Genomic DNA, 15,028 nt, shown 5'->3' on the forward strand with positions numbered 1-15,028 from the left:
CCCAAACGGGAATACAGACGCCGTGAGAGACGATCGCCAGAATTTCGTGCTGTTCGCGGTGATCGCGGCGCTGATCCTGTTCGGATGGCCGCTGATCCAGAATCGCTTCTTCCCGACCGCCAATCCGCCCGCGACGAAGATCGTCGACGGCAAGCAGGTCGCCCTGCCGAAGCCGGGTGCCGATCCCACCGCCGACAGCCCCGCCGCGATCCGCGATCGCCAGCTGGTGCTGCGCGAATCGCCGCGCGTCAGGATCGAGACGCCAACGCTGCGCGGCTCGATCAACCTGCGCGGGCCGCGGATCGATGACCTCGTGCTGGTCGGCTATAACGAAACCGTCGCCAAGAATTCCGCACCGATCCGACTGTTGTCGCCCGCCGGCGCACCGGAAGCGTATTTCGCCGGCTTCGGCTGGCGCGCGGACGGTCTGGCGCCGCCTGCCGCCGATGCGACCTGGACGGCATCGTCCGATGTCCTCGCCCCCGGCCGCCCCGTCACGCTCGACGCCGCCAATGCGACCGGCCAGCGTTTCCGCATCCAGATCGCGATCGACGACGGTTATCTGTTCACGATCAAACAGACGGTCCTGAACGCCGGCACCGCCGCCGTTCCCGTCGCTCCCTATGGCTTCGTCAATCGCGTCGGCGTGTCGAAGGACCCGGATAGCTGGACGATCCACACCGGCCCGATGTCCGTCAACAACGGTGCCGCGCACTATGACCCGAACTTTACCGACGTGGACGAGGCCCCGCAGCGTTTCACGACGCAGGGTGGCTGGCTGGGCTTCACCGACAAATATTGGCTGACCGCACTGTCGCCCGATGCCACCCAGACGTTCGACGGCCAGTTCCGCGCCGGCGCCAACAAGGCGTATCAGGCCGACTATATCGTCCAGCCCAAGGTGCTCCAGCCCGGCCAGTCGCTCGCCACCAGCGCGCGATTCTTTGCCGGTGCCAAGGAAGTGCGGCTGCTCGATCATTATTCCGACGATGGTTTCATCGCCAAGCTCGACTATGCGATCGACTGGGGCTGGTTCCGCCTCGTCGAAAAGCCGATCTTCTATTATCTCGACTGGCTGTTCCGCATGGTCGGCAATTTCGGCGTCGCGATCATCCTGTTGACGCTGACGATCCGCGCCGTCCTGTTCCCGATCGCCCAGCGCCAGTTCGCCTCGATGGCGGCGATGCGCGCGGTGCAGCCCAAGATGAAGGCGCTGCAGGAGCGGTACAAGGACGACAAGGTCCGCATGCAGCAGGAGGTTATGGCCCTCTACAAGCAGGAAAAGGTCAATCCGCTGGCCGGCTGCCTGCCCACGCTGATCCAGATTCCGATCTTCTATGCGCTCTACAAGGTGCTGCTGCTGACGATCGAAATGCGCCATCAGCCGTTCATCCTGTGGATCAAGGATCTGTCGGCGCCCGATCCGGCGACCGTGCTGAACCTGTTCGGCTACATCCCCATCACGCTACCGCATTTTCTGGCGATCGGCGTGGTGCCGGTGCTGCTCGGCATCTCGATGTTCTTCCAGTTCCGCCTCAATCCGCAGGCGATGGACGAGACCCAGAAGCAGGTGTTCCAGTTCCTGCCATGGGTGCTGATGTTCGTGATGGCGCCGTTCGCGGTCGGCCTTCAGGTCTATTGGATCACCACCAACTGCGTCTCGATCCTGCAGCAGAAGCTGCTCTACGCCCGCCATCCGGGCCTCAAGCAGGCGGCAGAGAAGTGAGCTTCACCGACGAACAGTTAGAGGCCGCGCGGAAGATATTCTCCGGCCCGATCGCCTTCCTGAAATCGGCGCCCAGGCTGGAGCATCTGCCCGAACCCATCGTGCCGGAGGTGGCGTTCGCGGGTCGGTCCAACGTCGGCAAGTCGTCGCTGCTCAACGCGCTGGCGAACCGCAACGGGCTCGCCCGCACGTCGAACACGCCGGGCCGGACGCAGGAACTGAACTTCTTCGACGTCGGCGGCGGCGGGGGCCAGCCGCCGAGCGTCCGCCTCGTCGACATGCCCGGCTATGGCTTCGCCAAGGCGCCCAAGGACATGGTCCGCCAGTGGCGTTTCCTGGTGAACGACTTCCTGCGCGGGCGCGACGTGTTGAAGCGCGCACTGGTGCTGATCGATTCGCGACACGGTATCAAGGACGTCGATCGCGAGATTCTTGGCATGCTCGACAAGGCGGCCGTCAGCTATCGCATCGTCCTGACCAAGGCCGACAAGGTGAAGGCCACCGACCTGGCCACCGTAACTCAGGCGACCGCCGACGAGGCCCGCCAGCGCCCCGCCGCGCATCCGGAGATCATCACCACCTCGTCGGAGGGCGGCATGGGGATCGCCGAACTGCGCGCCGCCGTGATGGAAGCCGTCACCGTCTGACCCGCGACGGGCCGGCGCCTCAGCTGGCCTTGGCGGGCAGCTTGATGTCGATCGGCACGTCGAACCTGACGGGGACGATCACCGGCAGATCCTCGACCGCGGATCCGCGGGTCACGGGCTTCATCCGGAACAACCGCGACATTTTCACTGCGGACGAACCGAACCCGATCCCTTGGGGATGTTCGTGAATGACCGAGCATCGACGGGGTGGCCCTGGTCGCGGCACGATGCAGGCCAGGATCACCCGCCCCGCGATGCGCTCGCGACGGGCGCGGACCGGCCAATAGGGTTCCATCTCGGGCACTGTCGGCATCCTGATCCACAGCGCCCGCGCAAGGCCGACACCATCGCCGCTACCCGTGCCGCTGCCACGACCATTTCCGCTGCCGCCTGCGCCGCCCCGCTCGGCCCCGCCGCCGTTCCCGACCGCGATATCGGGCAAAGCCAACAGGTCGGCGGATATCGGACGACCCTGCGGCGACACCAACGGCGGTTCTTCCACCAGCATCGCCGCGCGTACCGATGGCGTCGGTGCCTGCGCCATGGCGGCCCGCGGCAATGTCCGCGCCCGACCCGGCGACCCGCCGGCATCCGGATGCGGTCGCTCGCGGACGGGTGGCGGCGGGACCGGTAGGGGAGCAGGTGGCGGTGGCAAGGAGACATCGAACACCGTCAGCGCCGTCGTCACCGGTGACACGACCGTCTGCGTACCCCGCCCGGACAGGATTATCAGCAACAGGACGGCATGGACCAGTATCGTCGCGGCCATCGCCGCCACCCGCCGTCGCGCCGCATGAGGAATACCAACATGACCGGGTGATGATTCGATGGCCATGCGCTCCCTTCCAGACACGATCCTATGCCAGGCTCCCGCCCCCGGCAAAGCCGAAGCCCGGTTGCCCCCACCGGTCGCCTCGCCTAGTCCGTGGGCCATGAAGCTCATCATCGGCAACAAGGCCTATTCGTCCTGGTCGCTCCGCGGCTGGCTCGCCTGCAAGCAATCGGGCCTGCCCTTCGAGGAGGTCGTCGTCCCGCTCTACGACGCCGAATGGGATCGCCGCCGTCAAGGCGACGAGTTCGCTCCCTCGTCGGGCAAGGTGCCGATCCTGTGGGATGGCGACGCGGTGGTGTGGGACAGCCTCGCCATCGTCGATTATCTGGCGGACAAGGTCGGTCGCGACGTCTTCTGGCCGGCCGACGACGCCGCCCGCGCGATGGCCCGGTCGATGGCGGCCGAAATGCACTCGTCGTTCCAGAATTTGCGCCGCAAGCACGCGATGAACATTCGTCAGGTGTTCCCCGCTCAGCGCCCCGACGACGACGTCATCGCCGAACTGGCGCGCATCATGGAATTATGGGCGCAGGCGCGGGCCCGGTTCGGCGGCGACGGCGACTTCCTGTTCGGGGCATTCGGCGCGGTCGACATCATGTACGCGCCGGTCATCACCCGGATCGTCACCTATCAGCTACCCGTCGCCCGTTTCGCTACCGCCTATATGCAGGCGGTGCTGGAGCATCGCTGGATGCAGGACTGGATCGCCGCCGCGCAGGAAGAGGAATGGGTGATCCAGCAATACGAACAGACGCCGGAGATCAGGGGCCAGTGATCGACGTGGCGACCGATCCCGTCGCGCTCGCCGCGGCGTTGATCCGCGCCGACAGCGTCACCCCCGCGCGCGGATCGGTGTTCGACGTATTGGAAGCGGCGCTGCTCCCCCTCGGCTTCGCGGTCGACCGCTTCGTTATCGGCGAAGCACCTGACGGCCCCGTCGAGAACCTGCTCGCCACCCGCGACGGTCAGGGCCGTCACCTCGCCTTCGCCGGGCATGTCGATGTCGTGCCGGCCGGCAATGGCTGGGCCGGCTCGCCCTGGTCGGGCGAGGTGCGCGGCGACCTTCTATACGGTCGCGGCGCGGTCGATATGAAGGGCGCGGTCGCGGCCTTCATCGCCGCCGCCGTCCGCGCGCCGGGCGCGCCGCTGACGCTCGTCATCACGGGCGACGAGGAAGGACCGGCGACCTACGGCACGCTGTCGCTGATCGATCGAATGGCCGCACGCGGGATCGCGCCCGACCTGTGTCTGGTGGGCGAACCCACCTCCGCCGTTCGCCTCGGCGACATGGTCAAGATCGGCCGGCGCGGATCGGTCAATATCTGGATCGAGGTCGCCGGCCGTCAGGGCCATGTCGCCTATCCGCATCTGGCCGACAATCCCGTCCCCCGCCTCGTCGCCTTGCTGGCGGCGATCGATGCGATCGTGCTCGATCATGGCAATCGCTGGTTCCAGCCATCGAATATCGAGATCACGGAGATCGAGGTCGGCAACCCCGCCACCAACCTCATCCCCGCCGCCGCCCGCGCCCGCCTGTCGATCCGTTTCAACGACGAACAAAGCGGTGCGGCGCTGGTCGATCGCATCCGCGCCTTCGCCGCCCCCTACCGCGCCACCGTGACCGGCCGCATCTCGGGCGAAGCGTTCCTGACCCGGCCGGGCGACTGGTCGCGGATCATCACCGATGCGATCGTAGCCCGAACCGGCGTCGTGGCGGAACTGTCCACCACCGGCGGCACCTCCGACGCCCGCTTCCTGTCGCGGCTCTGCCCGACGGTCGAATTCGGCCTGCTGAACGCGACGATGCACAAGGTGGACGAGGCGGTGGCCGTGGCCGACCTCCACGCCCTGACCGACATCTACGCCGACATCATCCGGCGCGTGGCCGCCTGAGCACGATATAAAGCGCGCCCAGCCCGCCATGGCGCGGATGGGCGCCGCGCACCGCCGCGATGGCATCGGCATGGCGCGATCCCGCCAGCCAGTCCGCCACCGCCGCCCTGATCGCGCCCCGCGCGTGCGGCCGCTCGCTCTCCGGCCGCGGCGGCTTGCCCGTGACGAGCAACAGCACCCGGTCGCCCCGCCGGATCGCCCGGTCGATCCCTGCATCCAGCATCGCATGCGCCGATGCCAGCGTATGGCCGTGCAGATCGATCGAACTGTCCGGGATCACCGCGCCCCGCCCTAGCTTGCGATCCCAGGACGCATCCAGATTGTTCTGTACCGTACGGGCGGGCGACGGCTTCGGTACCGCGACGGGCGGTGGCGGCGGCACCCTGCCTGCCTTACGCGTCATCACCACGACCGGTTTCGGCAGCACTGCCGCCTTGGCCGCCACGACAACCGGCACCGGCGCCCTGGCGACCGGCACCCGGATCGGCCTGACGGTGGCCATCACCCGGCCCCATGCCAGCGCTTCGTCAGGGTTGAGGCGACGCACCCGCGACCCCCGCGCTCAACCGCGCAAGCGTACCCACCGGCAGCAACAGGAACGCCGCGCCCCGCGCCGACATACCGCCGGCAGTCGCCTCCGCGCCGGCGCCGGCACCCCAGAACGTGTCGAAGCGGTTCGCGCCCTTGATCGCGCCACCCGTATCCTGCGCCACCCACAGACCCGTCGCGTCCGCCCGATCGACCGAAAGGAACACCGGCGCACCGAGCGGCACGAATTTCGGATCGGTCGCCGCGCTGACCTGCCCCGTCACCGCATAACCCATCGCGCCCTGCGGCGGACCATCCAGCTCGCGAAAGAACACGAAGCTCTTGTTCTCGCGCATCAGCGCCCGCCCCTGTTCGGGGTTCGCCCGCAACCACGCGACGATGCCCTGCATCGACGCCTGCCCCGGCTGGAGCAGGCCGCGCTGGCGCATCAGGCTGCCGATCCCGGTATAATCACGGCCGTTCTGCGTATCATATCCGATCCGCAGCACGGACCCGTCCGGCAACCGCAGGCGGCCCGATCCCTGGATCTGCAGGAAGAACATCTCCACCGGATCGGCCGCCCAGGCGATCACCGGCGCGCGATTCGCCAACGCGCCCTCCTCGATCTGGGTCCGGTCGAAATACGGCACAAGATTGCCGCCGTTCACCCGTCCACGAACGCGCTTACCCTTCAGCGCGTCGGAGAACTGGCCCAGATCGACATCGACCAGATCGGTCGGCCGGCCATAGACCGGCACGTCATATCCCGGCCGGCGATCGAGCGACCCGCGTATCTCCGGCTCGTAATACCCCGTCGCGAACGCCTTGCCGTCGCCGACCTGCACCGCCTCGAACTGGCTGGCGAAGAACCCGCGCGCATCGCCGCCCATCGCCGCCGCGGCACAGGCCGCCTGCCAGTCGGTCCCTCGCGTCAGTCCCGACGTATCGACCCGCCGCATCAGCCCCGGACAAGACCGCGCGAATGCCGCCCGCGCCGCCACCGCCTGCACATCGGTCATCGGCAGCGTCGCGACCGGTGGCCCCGCCACCACGCCAGCCGCTGCCGCCGTAGCGGCACCCACCGGCACGGTGACGAACTGCGGGATCATCGGCACGGCCGCCACGATCCGCCCATCTGCCTGCCGCACGTTCACCGGCACATCGCCCCGCGTCAGATGATGCGTAGCTTTGGCGGGCGAGGAAGGCGGAAGCGACGACCCGGAAACGGGCGCGGGCGGCACCAGCCGCCCGCCGCATGCGCTCAATACAAGCGCCAGCGCCATTCCCCCGATCAGGCGCACCTTCACGCCTCGTCGGTGTCCGCGAGCTTCCAGTTCGGATCGCCGCTCTTCAGCGTCCGGGTGAACGTCCATACGTCATGCGTCTCGACGGCATCGGTCAGCGATCCGGCAATCATCTGCCCTTCGCCGTTGCGCGTCACCGCGGCGATATCGGCATCGAACCGCACCGTGATCCGCGCCTCGCGACCGGCCAGCTGCGCATCGGCGATCACCGCCCTCTCGATCGTGACCAGCCGGTTTTCCAGTGTCTCACCAGCGGCGTTGCGCGCCGCGATCGCCTCGGCGAACGCCGCGCAGACATCCGGCTCGGCCAGCTCGGCAAGCGTCTGCTCGTCGCCCTTCCAGAATGCCTCCAGCGTCATGCGATAGGCGCCCTTGGCACCCTGCAGGAACTGGCCGACATCGAACCCCGGCTCGCCGGCGACGATCGCGCGGAGACCCTGTTCGGCGCGGGTGTCGATATTTCGGTTGGCGGGTTCCCGCACCTCGGCCACGGCATCCACCGTTCGTGGCGCGGATGGCACTGCCGCCCGCTCCTCCGCCGCACGCGGCAGGGGCTGCTGCTCCTGCCCGGTGCGCTTGCCCAGCACCCCGTACAGTCTCAGCGCCAGGAAGGCGGCAATCATCGCAAACACTACAACGTACAGCACCAGGCCTCCGATCTTCCCGTTCAACATAGGCGCAAGCACGCTGCGATTCAAACCCGCGCCCGTTGAAACCGTTCCGACGCACTGCTAGGCGCGCTTCATCGGACCGATGGCGCGGGGGATCGCCCGCCCCGGCCTCCCGCCTCACGCTCCCTTTCAGTCAAGGATATGAACATGGACGATCAGGACAACGCCGCCAACGAGCCCGTCGGCAACGGCACCGATACCGCCCCGGCGGCAGGTCTGATCTCGCAATATGTGAAGGATCTGTCGTTCGAGAATCCGAACGCGCCCGCGATCTTCCAGTCGCAGACGCCGCCGGCGATCGACGTGCAGTTCAACATCGGCGCCAGCCAGGTGGCCGACGAAGTGCACGAACTGGTCCTGAAGATCGACGTGCGCGCCGATGTCGATGGCCAGACCGCGTTCATCGTCGACCTGTCGTTCGCCGGCCTGTTCGGTTTCCGCAACGTGCCGGTCGACCAGATCCAGCCGTTCCTGCTGGGCGAGGCACCGCGCCTGCTGTTCCCGTTCGCCCGCCGCGTGCTGGCCGATGCGGTGCGCGACGGCGGCTTCCCGCCGCTGCTGCTGGAGCCGATCGATTTCGGCCAGCTCTATCTGCAACAGGCATCGCAGCAGGGTCAGCCGACCACGACCGAGGTCGGTCACGCCTGATCCCAAGGCCTGCTGATACCCAGGCACTGATAACCCAGGCAGCGGACGATAGATGAACCTCACCAAGGCACTCGGCTCGGTCGGCGGGCTTACGCTGGCCAGCCGGGTGCTGGGGTTGGTGCGCGACGCCCTGTTCGCGCGCTTCGTGGGCGCGAACTTCGCGTCGGACGCGTATCAGATCGCCTTCCGCCTGCCGAACATGTTCCGCGCCCTCTTCGCGGAGGGTGCCTTCTCCGCCGCCTTCATCCCGCTGTTCAATAAAAAGGTCGCGGACAAGGACGGCAACGGCCTGCCCGACGGCATCGCCTTTGCCGAGGATGCGCTGTCGGTGCTGCTGCCGATCCTGATCGGCATGACGGTGCTGATGGAGGTGGCGGCCTATCCGGTCACCTGGGCGCTGACGCTGGGTTTCGGCGATGCGACGAACGATCAGTTCGCCTTCGCCGTCGGCCTCGCCCGCCTGACCTTCCCCTATCTGCTACTTATCAGCCTCGTCTCGCTGCTGGGCGGCATCCTCAATTCGCTGCACCGGTTCTGGATCGCCGCCGCGGCGCCGATCCTGCTCAACCTGACGCTGATCACCGCGCTGCTGCTGTTCCATCACGCCGACCCGATGCTCACCGCCCGTAACCAGGCGATCGCCGTCACCGTATCGGGCGTGCTGCAACTGTTATGGCTCTGGTATGCGTGCCGGCGGGCGGGCGTGACGTTGCGGCTGAAGCTGCCGCGCCTTGGCCCCGACGTCCGCCGGTTGATGAAGCTGATCTGGCCCGCCGCCGCCGGGGCGGGCGCGGTCCAGATCAACCTCGTGATCTCGACCGCGCTCACCGCCAAGCTGCTGCCGACCGGATCGGTGTCGTACATCTATTATGCCGATCGGCTGAACCAGTTGCCGCTGGGTCTGATCGGTATCGGTCTCGGCACCGTGCTCCTTCCCACCATCTCGCGCCTTCTCGGCCGGGGTGAGGAGGCGCAGGCGATGGAGACGCAGAACCGGGGCATGGAGCTGGCGCTGTTCCTGACCCTGCCCGCCACGATCGCGCTGATCGTCTGCGGCACACCGATCGTCGCCGCGCTGTTCCAGCACGGCAAGTTCGGTGCGATGGAAAGCCTGCTGACGGCGCAGGCGCTGGCGGCGTTCTCGGTCGGGCTGCCGTCCTACATCCTCGTGAAGGTGCTGACGCCGGGTTATTATGCGCGCGGCGATACACGCACGCCGGTGCGCTATGCGACGATCTCGATCGCGGTCAATCTGGTGCTGAACCTGATCCTGATCGTGCCGTTGCGCCACATGGGGCCGCCACTGGCAACCGCGATCGCCAGCACGGTGAACGTCGCATTGCTCTATCGCACGCTGGCGAAGCGGGGCCATTTCCTGCCGGATGCACAGCTTCGCCGCCGCACGCCACGGTTGGGTATCGCTGCGGTGATGATGGGCGTGACGATGTGGTTCCTGAACATCCTGTTCGAACCATATGTCACCGGCACCAGTCTGGAACGATGGCTGGCGCTCGCCGTGCTGGTCGGCACCGGCTGTCTCGTCTATGCGGCCGCCACCGTGCTCACCGGCGCGGTCCGTATCGCGGACCTGAAGAAACTGGTCCGCCGCTCCGCCTGAAGGAAGTCATCGTGCGCGTCGTCTCCGGCATCCAGCCCACCGGCAATCTCCACCTCGGCAATTATCTGGGCGCGATCCGGCAATGGGTCGCCATGCAGCATCAGGCCGAATCGCTGTTCTTCCTCGCCGATCTCCACGCGCTGACCGTCGCGATCGACCCGAAGGAACTGGCCGCCAACACGATCGAGATGGCCGCGACCCTGCTCGCCGCCGGGATCGATCCGGACAAGGCGATCCTGTTCAATCAGGCGCGCGTCCCCGCCCATGCCGAGTTGTGCTGGCTGTTGCAGGGCACCGCCCGCATGGGCTGGCTGAACCGCATGACGCAGTGGAAGGACAAGGCGGGCAAGAACCGCGAGGGCGCCTCGGTCGGCCTGTTCACCTATCCCGTCCTGCAAGCCGCCGACGTGCTGGCCTATCAGGCGACGCACGTTCCGGTCGGCGACGACCAGCGTCAGCATCTGGAACTGGCCCGCGACATCGCCACCAAGTTCAACCTCGATTTCGGGGTCGAGCTGTTCACCCTGCCCGAACCGTTCATCTCACCCGCCGCGCCGCGCGTCATGTCGCTGCGCGATGGCACCGCCAAGATGTCGAAGTCCGATCCGTCGGACGCGTCGCGGATCAACCTGATCGATTCGGACGACGCCATCGCCCAGAAACTGCGCAAGGCGCGCACCGATGCCGAACCGCTGCCCGACACGATGGCGGCGCTGGCCGAGCGGGCGGAGGCGCGCAATCTGGTCACGATCTATGCCGCGCTGGCAGAGACCGGGGCCGATGCGGTGCTGGCGCAATATGCGGGACAAGGCTTCGGCGCGTTCAAGCCCGCGCTGGCCGATCTGGCGATCGCGGTTCTGTCGCCGATCCGCGAGCGGCTGACGCGGCTGCTCGACGATCGGGCCGCCGTGGCGACGGTGCTGGAACAGGGCGGCGAGCGGGCGCGTGGGCTGGCGGCGCCGACGCTGCTGGCCGCCCAGCGTGCGATGGGGCTTCATGTCTAGGGCATCAAGCGCTTGACTGACCCCGTTCGTGCTGAGCGCAGTCGAAGCACTTTGGGGAAAGGAGGCCTTCGACTTCGCTCAGGCCGAACGGTCAGGGGTGGATCCGATTTCACGCAAATTGCTCTAACTAACCAGCGGTGTCGGCACCACGACCGGCGATGTCCTACATCGCCGCGTTCGATTATACCCGTCCGACACCGCTCTTTCTCACCGTCTGTCAGCCACCCAGAAACGATTCCTCGCGTGCGCACGCGTGCGTAGGTGTGACTTTTGAGACTTTCCGGCCCGCCCGCCCTCAGGCCTCAAGCTCGCGCATCAACACCCGGACGGCATTGTCGATCTCGCGGTCCTGATCGCGCAGTTCCTCGATCTTGCGGACGGCGTGGATGACCGTGGAATGGTCGCGACCGCCGAACTTGCGGCCGATCTCGGGCAGCGAGCGTGTCGTCAGGCGCTTGGACAAGTACATCGCGATCTGGCGCGGCCGGGCCACCACGCGGGACCGGCGCGCGGACACCATGTCGAGCGGCTTCAGGTCGAAATGCTGCGTCACCAGCTTCTGGATGTCGTCGATCGTCACCCGCCGCTGCGTACCGCGCAGCACATCGCCCAGCGTCTGCACGGCGAATTCCAGATCGACGCGTTCGCCGGTCAGCTGGGCATAGGCGGCGACGCGGTTTAGCGCGCCCTCCAGTTCGCGAATGCTGAAATGGATGCGCGCCGCGATCAGGTCGAGCACCTCGGCCGGGATCGGCACGCCCGGCAGCTCGGCGGCCTTGCGGACCAGGATGGCACGGCGCAGCGCCAGATCGGGCGCCTTGATGTCCGCGACCAGACCGGCACCCAGTCGCCCGATGATCCGTGGCTCGACCCCGTCCAGCGACTGCGGGCTGCGGTCGGCGGAAATCACCAGCCGTTTACCCATGCCGACGATCTCGTTGATCGTGTGGAAGAACTCTTCCTGCGTCGCATCCTTGCCGGCGATGAACTGAAGATCGTCGATCAGCAACAGGTCGGACGACCGCAGCCGCGCCTTGAACGCATAGGTGTCGCGCGCCCGCATCGACGCCACGAAATCGAACATGAAACGCTCGGCCGACATGCACAGCACCGCCGCATCCGGCACCGCCGCCAGATAGGCATGGCCGATCGAGTGCATCAGATGCGTCTTGCCCTGCCCCGTGCCGCTGTGGAGGAACAAGGGCGAGAAGCGCGGTACGCCCGGCTCGGCCAGCAAGCGCGATGCATTGAACGCCACCCGATTCGACTGATCGACGACGAACCGGTCGAAGGTCAGCTTCGGATCGAGCGTCGGCCGTTCGATCGTGATGCCGGCCATCGCCCGTACCGCGACGGGGGACGGCATGGCCGCGGCGAGTTCCGCCGACAGGGGGATATCCGCCAGCGCCGGCGATTCGGCGGTCAGCGCGACGGTGGGCGCACGCGGCGCGCGGGTCTCGACGACGACGCTGTTCACCGCGGGCAGCAATTGCTGAAATTCGAAGCTCAGCCGGTCCGCATAATGGCTGCGCACCCAGTTGGTCATGAACGCCGATGGCAGCGACAGGCGGACGGTGTCGGGATCGCCGTCCTCGACCAGTTCCATCGGTTTGAGCCATTGATCGAACAGGCGGGCGCCGGCCTGTTCCTTCAGCGAGGCACGCACGACGGCCCAGGCATTCGCCTGCTCGCTCGTCGATCCTGCCTCCCAATTCGTCACGCGCACACTTTCCCGTCAGCGAAAGCATCGCGCCTTCGCCTGTTTTATTCGTTCAAGGCAAAAGCCCCCATTGGCCACCCAGCGGGTGTCCGGCTCCTACTCCGTCTGTTTATGACGCCGCGATGAGCATCGCCGGCGTGGGTCCAGTTATGAAGAGACGGGGGGTTCGATCAACCCCGCTTCCGGCCACAAAAATGAAATAAACCGGATTGACAGACCATGGTTGGCGGAAATGCGTCAAACTTTCTTATAAGCTATTGATATCGTTATATTAACTTATCGTTTTTAGCGATACGCCGATGCGGAATCCCCGCAAATCCGCGACTTAGGCGGCTATCAGTCCGGGCATCGATTCAGTTCCTCCACCGGTCGCATCCGGGCACGAAAAAACCCGCCGGAGCGGTTGCTCCAGCGGGCTTCGTATTCGTGTCTGCGACCGCTCAGGCGAGCGAGGACAGCGCCTTGGTCAGCCGGGCGAACTTGCGGCTGGCGGTGTTGCGGTGAAGGACGCCGCGTGCCACGCCGCGCGCCAGTTCAGGCTGCACCGCTGCCAATGCTTCGGTCGCGGCCGGCTTGTCGCCCGACGCCAGAGCCGCTTCGACCTTCTTCACGAAGGTACGGATACGGCCGACGCGGATGCCGTTGATTTCGGCGCGACGCTCGTTGCGACGGATACGCTTCTTGGCTTGCGGCGTGTTCGCCATGCTGGATCGGTCCTTGAATTCTTTTCGATGGATTGGGAAGCGCCGGGAACACCCTGCGTCTCTCGAAGGTGCGGCCCTTAGCGATTGATCCCGCACCGGTCAACCAATTGGTCTTCGCCCGGGCGATCACCCACGCTGGCAACGCGGGCACCAGAAGGTCGATCGCCCCGCCTCCACGCGGCGTTTGACGACGCCGCCACAGGCACAGGGCTGACCCTCCCGGCCATAGACCAGGAACTGCTTGGAGAAATAGCCCAGCTCGCCATCCGGCGCGGCGAAATCGCGGAGGGTCGATCCGCCCGCCTCGATCGCCGACAACAGCACCGTGCGAATCGCCTCGACCAGCCGTTCCAGCCGATACAGCGCGATCCTGCCCGCCGCCCGCGACGGCGCGATCCGGGCGATATGCAACGCCTCGCACACATAGATATTGCCCAGCCCCGCGACGATTCGCTGATCGAGCAGCATCGCCTTGATCGGCGCCGCCCGCCCCGCCAGCGCGTCCAACAGGTAATCGGCGGTCAGGTCCGGCCCCAACGGCTCCGGCCCCATCGCCATGAACGGCGGATAGGTGGGCAACGCATCGGTCGGCACCAGATCGAGGAAACCGAATCGCCGGGGATCGTTCAGCGCCAGCCGCCGCCCCGCCGCCGTCTCGATCACCAGATGGTCGTGCGCGATCAGGTCCCCCGGATCGACCCGCCAGCGCCCCGACATGCCCAGGTGGAAGATCATCGTGTCGCCGCGATCGGTGTCGATCAGTCCATATTTGGCACGCCGGCCCAGCGACGTCACGGTCGCCCCCTGCATCCGCTGGCGCAGATCGACGGGGATCGCCTTGCGCAGATCGGCACGACGCGGTTCGACCAGCGTCAGGCGCTGATGATGGAGGACGGGGGTCAGGCCCCGGACGGTGGTTTCGACTTCGGGGAGTTCGGGCACGGCAATCAGCTAGGTTGCGTTTGCCCCCGCCACAAGCCGCCGCTAGGGCCATGAACATGACCGATACCGTCTCCTTCGGCTACGAAGACGTCGCCCCCACCGAAAAGACTGAGCGCGTCGGTGGCGTGTTCACCAGCGTCGCCTCCAGCTACGACCTGATGAACGACGCCATGTCCGGCGGGATGCACCGCCTGTGGAAGGACCGCTTCGTGCGCCGCGTGAAACCGCGCAGCCACGAACAGATCCTGGATATGGCGGGCGGCACCGGCGACATCGCGTTCCGCCTCGCCGAATCGGGGGCGTCGATCACCGTCGCCGACATCAATCCGGCGATGCTGGAAGTGGGCATGGGCCGTGCCGCCAAGCGCGGCATCGACGGCCTCGTCTGGACCGAGGCGAATGCCGAGGTGCTGACCTTCCCCGACCGGTTCTTCGACGCCTATACGATCGCGTTCGGCATCCGGAACGTGACCGACATCCCCAAGGCGCTGCGCGAGGCACATCGGGTGCTGCGCCGGGGCGGGCGGTTCTTCTGCCTGGAATTCTCGACCGTCGAATGGCCGGGGTTCGCGGAGGTGTACGACGTCTATTCGCACAGGCTGGTGCCGAAACTGGGCCAGCTGCTGGCGCGCGATGCGGACAGCTATCGCTACCTGATCGAATCGATCCGCCGTTTCCCGCCGATGTCGCAGTTCCAGTCGATGATCGGCGAGGCCGGCTTCATCAACACGACGGTCGAGCCGATCATGGGCGGGCTGGTCGCGATCCACAGCGGCTGGAAGATCTGATCG

General features: G+C 66.7%; 15 protein-coding genes. 8 read left to right on the forward strand and 7 right to left on the reverse strand.

What is annotated here, in order from left to right; genetic code table 11:
- The first annotated feature begins 22 nt into the window (after window positions 1-22).
- Together yidC and yihA are read left to right on the forward strand one after the other, a co-directional pair.
- A complete protein-coding gene (gene yidC / locus JAO74_RS09400) occupies window positions 23-1,726 on the forward strand; it encodes a membrane protein insertase YidC (RefSeq protein WP_199037283.1) in 1,704 nt (567 codons plus the stop codon).
- On the forward strand, window positions 1,723-2,373 hold the full coding sequence (yihA, locus tag JAO74_RS09405) for a ribosome biogenesis GTP-binding protein YihA/YsxC (RefSeq protein WP_199037285.1): 651 nt from the start codon (window positions 1,723-1,725) through the stop codon (window positions 2,371-2,373). Before yidC ends, yihA begins: the two co-directional genes overlap by 4 nt.
- 19 nt (window positions 2,374-2,392) lie before the next feature.
- On the opposite strand, the gene JAO74_RS09410 is transcribed toward yihA, so the two are convergent.
- Window positions 2,393-3,208, reverse strand: coding sequence for a TonB family protein (locus JAO74_RS09410; protein ID WP_199037287.1), 816 nt, complete (start codon window positions 3,206-3,208; stop codon window positions 2,393-2,395).
- 97 nt (window positions 3,209-3,305) lie between these two features.
- Between JAO74_RS09410 and JAO74_RS09415 the strand changes: the two genes are divergently transcribed.
- Window positions 3,306-3,980 (forward strand): glutathione S-transferase family protein, encoded by a 675-nt coding sequence (locus JAO74_RS09415; RefSeq protein WP_199037289.1) that lies wholly within the window; start codon window positions 3,306-3,308, stop codon window positions 3,978-3,980.
- On the forward strand, window positions 3,980-5,098 hold the full coding sequence (gene dapE / locus JAO74_RS09420) for a succinyl-diaminopimelate desuccinylase (protein WP_416194299.1): 1,119 nt from the start codon (window positions 3,980-3,982) through the stop codon (window positions 5,096-5,098). The genes JAO74_RS09415 and dapE overlap by 1 nt, the downstream gene beginning before the upstream one ends.
- Here the strand turns inward: dapE and JAO74_RS09425 are convergent.
- Genes JAO74_RS09425 through JAO74_RS09435 form a run of 3 tightly spaced genes read right to left on the reverse strand, consistent with a single transcriptional unit; the run spans window position 5,076 to window position 7,577 of the window.
- The gene (locus JAO74_RS09425; protein WP_199037415.1) at window positions 5,076-5,600 is read right to left on the reverse strand and encodes a Smr/MutS family protein; all 525 of its coding nucleotides are present in this window, start codon (window positions 5,598-5,600) and stop codon (window positions 5,076-5,078) included. The two genes, dapE and JAO74_RS09425, sit on opposite strands and share 23 nt — an antisense overlap.
- A 25-nt stretch (window positions 5,601-5,625) precedes the next feature.
- Window positions 5,626-6,909 (reverse strand): murein transglycosylase A, encoded by a 1,284-nt coding sequence (mltA, locus tag JAO74_RS09430; RefSeq protein WP_199037413.1) that lies wholly within the window; start codon window positions 6,907-6,909, stop codon window positions 5,626-5,628.
- Between the two features lie 20 nt (window positions 6,910-6,929).
- On the reverse strand, window positions 6,930-7,577 hold the full coding sequence (locus tag JAO74_RS09435; protein ID WP_199037293.1) for a Tim44/TimA family putative adaptor protein: 648 nt from the start codon (window positions 7,575-7,577) through the stop codon (window positions 6,930-6,932).
- A 171-nt stretch (window positions 7,578-7,748) separates the two neighbouring features.
- Between JAO74_RS09435 and secB the strand changes: the two genes are divergently transcribed.
- The 3 genes from secB to trpS are packed head-to-tail and all read left to right on the forward strand — an operon-like array spanning window position 7,749 to window position 10,871.
- Window positions 7,749-8,249, forward strand: coding sequence for a protein-export chaperone SecB (gene secB, locus JAO74_RS09440; protein WP_199037294.1), 501 nt, complete (start codon window positions 7,749-7,751; stop codon window positions 8,247-8,249).
- Window positions 8,250-8,301: 52 nt separating this feature from the next.
- Window positions 8,302-9,867, forward strand: a complete 1,566-nt coding sequence (gene murJ / locus JAO74_RS09445) for a murein biosynthesis integral membrane protein MurJ (protein ID WP_199037295.1) — start codon at window positions 8,302-8,304, stop codon at window positions 9,865-9,867.
- Window positions 9,868-9,878: 11 nt separating this feature from the next.
- Window positions 9,879-10,871 (forward strand): tryptophan--tRNA ligase, encoded by a 993-nt coding sequence (gene trpS / locus JAO74_RS09450; RefSeq protein WP_199037296.1) that lies wholly within the window; start codon window positions 9,879-9,881, stop codon window positions 10,869-10,871.
- Window positions 10,872-11,166: 295 nt separating this feature from the next.
- On the opposite strand, the gene dnaA is transcribed toward trpS, so the two are convergent.
- The 3 genes from dnaA to mutM form a co-directional block, all read right to left on the reverse strand.
- Entirely contained in the window at window positions 11,167-12,591 is a 1,425-nt protein-coding gene (dnaA, locus tag JAO74_RS09455) for a chromosomal replication initiator protein DnaA (RefSeq protein WP_332908773.1), read from the reverse strand.
- A gap of 440 nt (window positions 12,592-13,031) precedes the next feature.
- The gene (gene rpsT, locus JAO74_RS09460) at window positions 13,032-13,295 is read right to left on the reverse strand and encodes a 30S ribosomal protein S20 (RefSeq protein WP_199037300.1); all 264 of its coding nucleotides are present in this window, start codon (window positions 13,293-13,295) and stop codon (window positions 13,032-13,034) included.
- Between the two features lie 126 nt (window positions 13,296-13,421).
- Complete coding sequence (gene mutM / locus JAO74_RS09465; RefSeq protein WP_199037302.1) at window positions 13,422-14,237, reverse strand: bifunctional DNA-formamidopyrimidine glycosylase/DNA-(apurinic or apyrimidinic site) lyase; 816 nt, start codon at window positions 14,235-14,237, stop codon at window positions 13,422-13,424.
- Between the two features lie 56 nt (window positions 14,238-14,293).
- Here mutM and JAO74_RS09470 point away from each other — a divergent pair, with 56 nt between their 5' ends.
- On the forward strand, window positions 14,294-15,025 hold the full coding sequence (locus JAO74_RS09470; protein ID WP_199037304.1) for a class I SAM-dependent methyltransferase: 732 nt from the start codon (window positions 14,294-14,296) through the stop codon (window positions 15,023-15,025).
- The last annotated feature ends 3 nt before the right edge of the window (window positions 15,026-15,028 follow it).

It is taken from the genome of Sphingomonas mollis, assembly GCF_016427505.1.
GTDB classification, from domain to species: Bacteria; Pseudomonadota; Alphaproteobacteria; order Sphingomonadales; family Sphingomonadaceae; genus Sphingomonas; species Sphingomonas mollis.

Coding starts and splice junctions, on each gene's coding strand:
- JAO74_RS09410 (WP_199037287.1), bottom strand. CDS start 3,208: ATGGCCATCGAATCATCACCCGGTCATGTTGGTATTCCTCATGCGGCG.
- JAO74_RS09415 (WP_199037289.1), top strand. CDS start 3,306: ATGAAGCTCATCATCGGCAACAAGGCCTATTCGTCCTGGTCGCTCCGC.
- JAO74_RS09425 (WP_199037415.1), bottom strand. CDS start 5,600: ATGGCCACCGTCAGGCCGATCCGGGTGCCGGTCGCCAGGGCGCCGGTG.
- mltA (WP_199037413.1), bottom strand. CDS start 6,909: ATGGCGCTGGCGCTTGTATTGAGCGCATGCGGCGGGCGGCTGGTGCCG.
- secB (WP_199037294.1), top strand. CDS start 7,749: ATGGACGATCAGGACAACGCCGCCAACGAGCCCGTCGGCAACGGCACC.
- murJ (WP_199037295.1), top strand. CDS start 8,302: ATGAACCTCACCAAGGCACTCGGCTCGGTCGGCGGGCTTACGCTGGCC.
- rpsT (WP_199037300.1), bottom strand. CDS start 13,295: ATGGCGAACACGCCGCAAGCCAAGAAGCGTATCCGTCGCAACGAGCGT.
- JAO74_RS09470 (WP_199037304.1), top strand. CDS start 14,294: ATGACCGATACCGTCTCCTTCGGCTACGAAGACGTCGCCCCCACCGAA.